The organism is Allobosea sp. P1_A7, assembly GCF_056406775.1.
Genome location: NZ_JBFTZN010000340.1, coordinates 2,501 through 5,751, shown reverse-complemented (window position 1 = coordinate 5,751; position 3,251 = coordinate 2,501). Strand labels below are relative to the sequence as shown.

Sequence of the window (3,251 nt, the reverse complement as noted above, 5' to 3'; positions counted from 1 at the left end):
GGCGTTGACAGGGTGAGAGGGTGGGGCCTATAACGCAGCCATCGAGACGGCGCCGCCGCTGGCGGGGCCGCTCTACTGCGCTTCATGAGAGCTTCGGGCCTTGTAGCCGAGAGATCGGTTGGCCTGCTTGTCTTTGTTAGACGCAYYGCTGTTTGAAAACTGAAGACAGAAAGAGAAACGTGGACGGCGATGTTCTTGCGGACTTGCTTTCGGGCAAGTCAAACGAGACTTCGGTGTGCTGCGTTTACAAGAGCCATCGCTGGTTACTTCGGTAATCAAGCAATGACTCCGTCAATACGCAGCGATGCCGGAACAAACTCATCCAATCTGAGAGTTTGATCCTGGCTCAGAGCGAACGCTGGCGGCAGGCTTAACACATGCAAGTCGAACGGGCACTTCGGTGCTAGTGGCAGACGGGTGAGTAACACGTGGGAACGTACCTTTCGGTTCGGAATAATTCAGGGAAACTTGGACTAATACCGGATAAGCCCTTCGGGGGAAAGATTTATCGCCGATAGATCGGCCCGCGTCTGATTAGCTAGTTGGTGAGGTAATGGCTCACCAAGGCGACGATCAGTAGCTGGTCTGAGAGGATGATCAGCCACATTGGGACTGAGACACGGCCCAAACTCCTACGGGAGGCAGCAGTGGGGAATATTGGACAATGGGCGCAAGCCTGATCCAGCCATGCCGCGTGAGTGATGAAGGCCTTAGGGTTGTAAAGCTCTTTTGTCCGGGAAGATAATGACTGTACCGGAAGAATAAGCCCCGGCTAACTTCGTGCCAGCAGCCGCGGTAATACGAAGGGGGCTAGCGTTGCTCGGAATCACTGGGCGTAAAGGGCGCGTAGGCGGACTCTTAAGTCGGGGGTGAAAGCCCAGGGCTCAACCCTGGAATTGCCTTCGATACTGAGAGTCTTGAGTTCGGAAGAGGTTGGTGGAACTGCGAGTGTAGAGGTGAAATTCGTAGATATTCGCAAGAACACCAGTGGCGAAGGCGGCCAACTGGTCCGATACTGACGCTGAGGCGCGAAAGCGTGGGGAGCAAACAGGATTAGATACCCTGGTAGTCCACGCCGTAAACGATGAATGCCAGCCGTTGGGGTGCATGCACCTCAGTGGCGCAGCTAACGCTTTAAGCATTCCGCCTGGGGAGTACGGTCGCAAGATTAAAACTCAAAGGAATTGACGGGGGCCCGCACAAGCGGTGGAGCATGTGGTTTAATTCGAAGCAACGCGCAGAACCTTACCAGCTTTTGACATGTCCGGTTTGATCGACAGAGATGTCTTTCTTCAGTTCGGCTGGCCGGAACACAGGTGCTGCATGGCTGTCGTCAGCTCGTGTCGTGAGATGTTGGGTTAAGTCCCGCAACGAGCGCAACCCTCGCCCCTAGTTGCCATCATTCAGTTGGGAACTCTAGGGGGACTGCCGGTGATAAGCCGCGAGGAAGGTGGGGATGACGTCAAGTCCTCATGGCCCTTACAGGCTGGGCTACACACGTGCTACAATGGCGGTGACAATGGGCAGCGAAAGAGCGATCTGGAGCTAATCCCAAAAAGCCGTCTCAGTTCAGATTGCACTCTGCAACTCGAGTGCATGAAGGTGGAATCGCTAGTAATCGTGGATCAGCATGCCACGGTGAATACGTTCCCGGGCCTTGTACACACCGCCCGTCACACCATGGGAGTTGGGTTTACCCGAAGGCGTCGCGCTAACCGCAAGGAGGCAGGCGACCACGGTAGGCTCAGCGACTGGGGTGAAGTCGTAACAAGGTAGCCGTAGGGGAACCTGCGGCTGGATCACCTCCTTTCTAAGGTAGGATTTTTCGGTGAAGCTTGCTTCATCATCAAATCCGCTTGGAACAAAGAGGCCAAATCAGGCCTCGACATGCGGAACTTCGCCGTCTTCGTTTCTCTTTCTTTTCCGGGCGAATGCGCTCAGATCTGTTCGACATAGGGTCGGATGTGATCGCGCATTCTGGGCCAACAGCTTGGTTCTTTGGCCGTGTCTTGCGACGTTGTCGCGAGACATGCCTTGGGCCTGTAGCTCAGTTGGTTAGAGCGCGCGCTTGATAAGCGTGAGGTCGGAGGTTCAAATCCTCCCAGGCCCACCAGCTTTCTCGACAAGCCGTCAGGTTCGATTACGGGGCCATAGCTCAGTTGGGAGAGCGGTAGCTTTGCAAGCTTCAGGTCGTCGGTTCGATCCCGTCTGGCTCCACCATACCGCCCGGAAATTCAGGTTTTGCTGATTGCAGCTCTTTGAGCTGCGATGAGTAACGCTGTTTGTCATTGTGAAGAGGGAATAGATCTGAAGAGGTCGCTACCCAGCGACATTCGGGACGCGGACACCATCCGTGCTCGTCTTATTCGGGTCTATTCGGCAAGCATAAAATGGTCTTTCCGATCATGTTTTGCATCCTGTTGGATTGCGGACATCGATCATGAGAACGATCAAGTGCCTTAAGAGCATTCGGTGGATGCCTTGGCGCTGAGAGGCGATGAAGGACGTGATACGCTGCGATAAGCCGTGGGGAGCTGCGAATGAGCTTTGATCCGCGGATTTCCGAATGGGGAAACCCACCTTCGACAATTCGTATTGTGACACCAGTCGGGAGCGCGCTCCCCAAAAGTGGTCTCCACTTTTGGGATTAGAGTTCGCTCAATTAACCAGCTGATGTTGCACTACGAATTGTCAGATGAAGGTATTGAGCCCTGAATACATAGGGGTTCAAAGCTAACCCAGGGAACTGAAACATCTAAGTACCTGGAGGAAAGGACATCAACGAGACTCCGTTAGTAGTGGCGAGCGAACGCGGACCAGGCCAGTGCTTGCTTGGAATTTACCGGAAGTGGTTGGGAAACCACGCATCAATGGGTGATAGCCCCGTACGGATCTGAGACCAAGCGAGACATGAGTAAGGCGGGACACGTGAAATCCTGTCTGAACGTGGGGGGACCACCCTCCAAGCCTAAGTACTCCTCAGCGACCGATAGTGAACAAGTACCGTGAGGGAAAGGTGAAAAGCACCCCGACGAGGGGAGTGAAATAGCACCTGAAACCGAATGCTTACAAACAGTGGGAGCTCAAGGTTCGTCCTGAGTGACCGCGTACCTTTTGTATAATGGGTCAGCGACTTAATCTGACGAGCAAGCTTAAGCCGGTAGGTGTAGGCGCAGCGAAAGCGAGTCTGAACAGGGCGTTCAGTTCGTCGGATTAGACCCGAAACCGGGTGATCTAGCCATGAGCAGGTT

Annotated in this window: 2 tRNA genes and 2 rRNA genes (1 of these 4 cut by a window edge); all 4 read left to right on the top strand. The window is 54.3% G+C overall.

The annotated features are described in order from the left end of the window. The first annotated feature begins 323 nt into the window (after positions 1-323). Positions 324-1,810, top strand: a 16S ribosomal RNA gene (locus tag AC1D34_RS33420). 226 nt (positions 1,811-2,036) lie between these two features. Then, positions 2,037-2,113, top strand: a tRNA-Ile gene (locus AC1D34_RS33415). Positions 2,114-2,144: 31 nt separating this feature from the next. Next, positions 2,145-2,220: transfer RNA gene (locus AC1D34_RS33410), tRNA-Ala, on the top strand. Positions 2,221-2,448: 228 nt separating this feature from the next. Then, a 23S ribosomal RNA gene (locus AC1D34_RS33405) occupies positions 2,449-3,251 on the top strand (it continues 2,057 nt past the right edge of the window). The 16S and 23S rRNA genes sit together here with 2 tRNA genes alongside, the layout of an rRNA operon.